This is a genomic window from Microbacterium sp., assembly GCF_036566905.1.
Lineage (GTDB): Bacteria > Actinomycetota > Actinomycetes > Actinomycetales > Microbacteriaceae > Microbacterium.
This window is the reverse complement of record NZ_DATCVK010000243.1, coordinates 1-4,213: the sequence shown is the minus strand read 5'-3', so window position 1 is coordinate 4,213 and position 4,213 is coordinate 1. Positions and strand designations below refer to the sequence as shown.

Annotated in this window: 4 protein-coding genes; 1 reads left to right on the top strand and 3 read right to left on the bottom strand. The window is 66.7% G+C overall.

The features are described from left to right. The 3 genes from VIP82_RS22390 to VIP82_RS22380 all read right to left on the bottom strand — a co-directional run. The coding region (locus VIP82_RS22390; RefSeq protein ID WP_331912746.1) for a Gfo/Idh/MocA family protein at nt 1–1,017 on the bottom strand (1,017 nt) is incomplete at its 3' end. 164 nt (nt 1,018–1,181) lie between these two features. Next, nucleotides 1,182–1,904 (bottom strand): alpha/beta fold hydrolase, encoded by a 723-nt coding sequence (locus VIP82_RS22385; RefSeq protein WP_331908437.1) that lies wholly within the window; start codon nt 1,902–1,904, stop codon nt 1,182–1,184. A gap of 51 nt (nt 1,905–1,955) precedes the next feature. Then, entirely contained in the window at nt 1,956–2,861 is a 906-nt protein-coding gene (locus VIP82_RS22380; protein ID WP_331908435.1) for an NADP-dependent oxidoreductase, read from the bottom strand. 476 nt (nt 2,862–3,337) lie between these two features. On the opposite strand from VIP82_RS22380, the gene VIP82_RS22375 reads away from it, so the two are divergent. Beyond that, entirely contained in the window at nt 3,338–3,958 is a 621-nt protein-coding gene (locus VIP82_RS22375; RefSeq protein ID WP_331912743.1) for a TetR/AcrR family transcriptional regulator, read from the top strand. Nucleotides 3,959–4,213 lie beyond the last annotated feature (255 nt).

The following is a 4,213-nucleotide window of genomic DNA, read 5'->3' as shown; positions in this document are numbered from 1 at the left end:
GGTTCCGTCGCGGAGGTCGGCGGCGAACTGGGCGTAGAGGCGGGCGACCCCTGCTGCGGGTGCGTCGAGTTGCAGGTCGGGAGCCGCATAAGCGGGGGGGACCTGTAGCACCTGGACAGGCTCGCTGCCGCGGAGCAGCGTGATGGTGAAATCGGTGAAATGGATGTAGCCCGATGCCGACTCCACACGCACACTGCCCTCGGTGCCCTGGATCTCCCATACCATCGCCGAGCCGGCAGACTGCCCGGCACTGTAGTGCAGCGAAGTGACGATCCCGCCTTCGAGAACGCCGGCGACGACGATCTCATCCGGCGCGTCCTTCGGCAGCGACGCGCCATCGGAGAGGCGGACGCCGTCACCGCGCTGATTGGCGACGACGGCGGACAGACTCTCGAACGTGCCGAGCACGCGCGCAAGCGGTTCGAGCCCGTGGCCGAGCATGATGCTCAGAAGCGTGGCGCCATGCTTTGCGTGAGCCATGTACTCGACCGCCGGGTCATATCGGCCGACCCACATGTCGTCGGTCAAATGCGCTCGGATGCTCGTGCTGAGCGGCTTGCCAATCACGCCTTGCGCGATGAGGTCGCGAAGGAAGAGGATCGGCGGGTGCAGGCCGCCCTGCAGCCCGACAACCGTCTGCAGTCGGCGCTCGCGGGCAAACCCCTCCAGTGCTTCGGCCTCCGATAGGTTTCTTGCGAGCGGCCATTCGCAATAAACCATCTTGCCCGCGGCCAGCGCGTCGGAAACAATCTGCTTGTGCTCCGGCACCTTGACCGCAACCACCACCAGGTCGACCTCCGGTCGCACGACCAGAGCCTCATGTGTGTCGAAGGCGAGATCGGCGCCCAGCCGACGAGCGGTCGCGTTCGCGCTCTCCATACGAGTCGTACTGACGGCGCGGATCTGGAACGCGTCGAGCGCCTGCAGCGCCGGGACGTGAGCAATTCCGCCCCAACCCCGATCGGCGCTAGCCCCGATAAGGCCGACGCCGATCCGGGTATTTGCTGAATTCGTCATCAGGATGCTCCTGCCTTGTGCAGCCCCGGCAACGCTCTCCGGGCTGCGTCACGATGATTCGTTTCCGGACATGCGTGGGCACTCGGGCTCACCGTGGCGAGCGAGCAACTATTGCCGTTCGCGTAGCGGGCGGGGGGTTGAGCCCGAGTGACCCAATCGCAGGTTTACGTGTGAGCCCAGTGGGCCTCGAGTTCGCGCGCGACATCGGCCGGACGCTCTATCATCGGCCAGTGCGAGCTGCGCAGCTTGAAGACGGCACGTGCGCGTGTGGCATTACCGAGCTCGTCGGCGAAGCGGTGAGGAAGAAACGGATCGTCCAGGCCCCAGATCACCAGCGCTGGTGCGGTCACGTTGCTCAAACCTGGCTTCCACTCCGCCCCGACCTCGATCGCCGAACGGTAAAGGGCGAGAATGCTTGCCCTCATAGTGGCATCGAGATGCCGGACCGATTCGTTTGCCGCGTCGCGCGGCATCTGCGCCTCGTTGAGGCTTGCTGCGAACGCCTCGAGGTCGAGGTCCGCCATCCATTGCTCGCCCTCGCCTGGCGTTTGCCAGATCTTGGCGAGATAGTGCCACGGATACTCCGGATCGATTGGCCCGCTGATGCCTGTCCATGTCCGCACCAGATCTGGTCGGATAGACGCGAGACGGCCCGTCAGCAGAGACCCCCAGTCATGACCGACCAGGTCGACGGGTTCGCCGATTTCTTCGATCTTCTTAATAAGCCAATCGAGATACTCCTCCTTCGTCGACGTGAATCCCGCTGGTACGGGTACGCCAAACCCGGGGAGATCGATCGTCACAATATCTTCGCGTCGAAGATAGGAACGGACGGTGTCCCAAAGCCGGTGGGTATCAGGTACACCATGGACGAGGACTGCAGGCATTTCGGATTCTCCAATTGATTGTTGTCGTGGTGGAATGGCCGGTCGGCCGAGTCAGGGAAGAAGGATGACTTTGCCGTGGGTGTGGCCCGTGGCGACGAGGCGATGGGCGTCCGCGGCCTCGTCGAGTGGGAAGCTCCGGCCGATGCGTGCGGTCCATGCGCCGGCGGCGATCAGATTCAGGGCTTCCTGGACAGGGCCGCGGTCGCGATTCCCGCTGCCTCCCGGGCTGAATGCGACGCCGTATCGTGCGGCATCGCGGTCGGCGAGCGTCACGATCCGGTCCGGGCCGCCGAGGAGGTCGACGAGGGCGGGAAGGAGTCCCTTGCCGGCGGTGTCGAGCGCGGCATCGATACCGTCGGGAGCGGCGGCACGGATGCGGTCGACCAGGCCCGGGCCGTGGGCGACAGGGATCGCACCGAGACTCCTGACGAAGTCGGCGTTGGCAGTCCCGGCGACGCCGATCACCGCCACACCGCGCTGTCGCGCGAACTGCACGGCGGCGCCGCCCAATGCACCGCTCGCGCCGGTGACCACGAGCGTGTCACCCGGGCGAAGGTTCAGAAGCCCGAGCGCCCTTGCGGCGTTGTCGGCGCCGATGACGGTGGCCGCGGCCTCCTCGAAGGAAACGCCGTCGGGGATCGTCGCGAAGTTGCTGCTGACCGTGTATTCGGCGTAGGAGCCCTGGGTGGCGGAGTCCGGCCACCCGGCGACGCGGTCGCCGACCATGCCCTCGTCGACACCCGGGCCGACCGCCTCGACGACGCCGGCGAACTCGAATCCGATGATGGCGGGAGCACGCAGGCGGAACGCTCCGGCGCGTGCCAGGATCTCCGCCGGGTTCACCCCGGCGGCGTGAACCCGCGCCAGTACCTGACCCGGACCCGGCACCGGTCGCGGAGCCTCCGCAACCCTCAACACAGAGGGTTCGCCGAACGAGGTGAGGACGGCGGCTTTCATGATGATCCTTCTCCTTCTCATATCGAGCCGGCGGCACTTCCGCTGCGGCGTGCTTCGGCCTGCTCGCTCACGGAGGCCCGGTAGCGAGGTCACGCCCGTAGGTCCAGTACATCACTTCAGGACCGATCGGTACATAAGTAACGTACACGGGCAGAGATCTATTCACAAGCCCTCAATCGTGCGGGCAGGCGGCACGGCTCGGGGCGTCAGGCCTGGGTGTTCGCGCCGTCCTCGGCCGGTGCGAGCTCGATCGCCCGCGTCATGACATCGCGCTGCGCGGGGTTGTACACCCGGCGCTCCGGGTGGAAGCGGCCAGTTACTCCACGATGACCGCATCCTGAACCGGGGCGTCCCCCGTCGCTCTCGTCGCGGGCGCCTCGGCGGCGTCCATCACCGGAGCTGTGCTCACCATCGACGGCGGCCTGAACGCCTGATCCTTCGCGCTATCTGGACTGCCTGGTCCGTAAGGGGGCACAATGGCTGCCATGCCCGTATCGCAGACCACGCTGGGGCGACCCCGCGAGTTCGATCCCGACCACGCCCTCGAACAAGCCATGAGAGTGTTCTGGGCCAAAGGATACGAAGGGGCGAGCCTGACGGACCTGACCGAGGCGATGGGCATCACCCGCAGCAGCATGTATGCGGCGTTCGGGAACAAGGACGAGCTGTTCCGCCGAGCGGTCGAGCGGTACACGGAAGGCCCAGCCTCCTACGGAATCCGTGCACTGTCCGAGCCGACCGCACGCGAAGTGGCCGAGTCCATTCTTCGCGGCGCAGCCGCTGCCAGCACGAGTCGCGAGGCACCCCACGGGTGCCTTGGCGTCCAGGCTGCGCTGTCCGCCGGCGACAACGGGCTCACTGCCCAGAAGGTCCTCGTCGACTGGCGCCAGGATGGCGCTGCGCGCCTCGAGTCCCGATTTCTGCGTGCGCGGGCCGAGGGTGATCTGCCGGAGACCGAGGATCCGCGCACGCTGGCGGCCTACATCACGACGGTCGCGTACGGCATCGCCGTTCAGGCGGCGACGGGCAGGAGCGAGGCGGAACTGCGCCGGGTTGCTGATGTGGCGATGAACGCGGTGTCCTGGTCCCACGGCTGAGACAGCGAACTCTGCGATCGTCTTCATCGACGCCTTGGGCGTCACCGCCGAGTCCGCTCGACAGCAGGGTGCGGGCCGCCGCCGTGGCCGCCCGCACCCTGCTGAGGTGTTCTACTGTCGCTGCCCGCTGCGAGCGGCTTCCTCCACTCGCGCGACGAGCTGACTGTTGTGCAGCGCGTGAGCGAAGCCCGGCGTCGCAAAGGTGTTCTCGTCGATGTCGCGCGCGAGGCTCGCGTACACCTCGCCCACGTTGAT

Excerpts from the sequence above, each read along its gene's own strand:
- VIP82_RS22385 (WP_331908437.1), bottom strand. The coding sequence starts at position 1,904 with ATGCCTGCAGTCCTCGTCCATGGTGTACCTGATACCCACCGGCTTTGG.
- VIP82_RS22380 (WP_331908435.1), bottom strand. The coding sequence starts at position 2,861 with ATGAAAGCCGCCGTCCTCACCTCGTTCGGCGAACCCTCTGTGTTGAGG.
- VIP82_RS22375 (WP_331912743.1), top strand. The coding sequence starts at position 3,338 with ATGGCTGCCATGCCCGTATCGCAGACCACGCTGGGGCGACCCCGCGAG.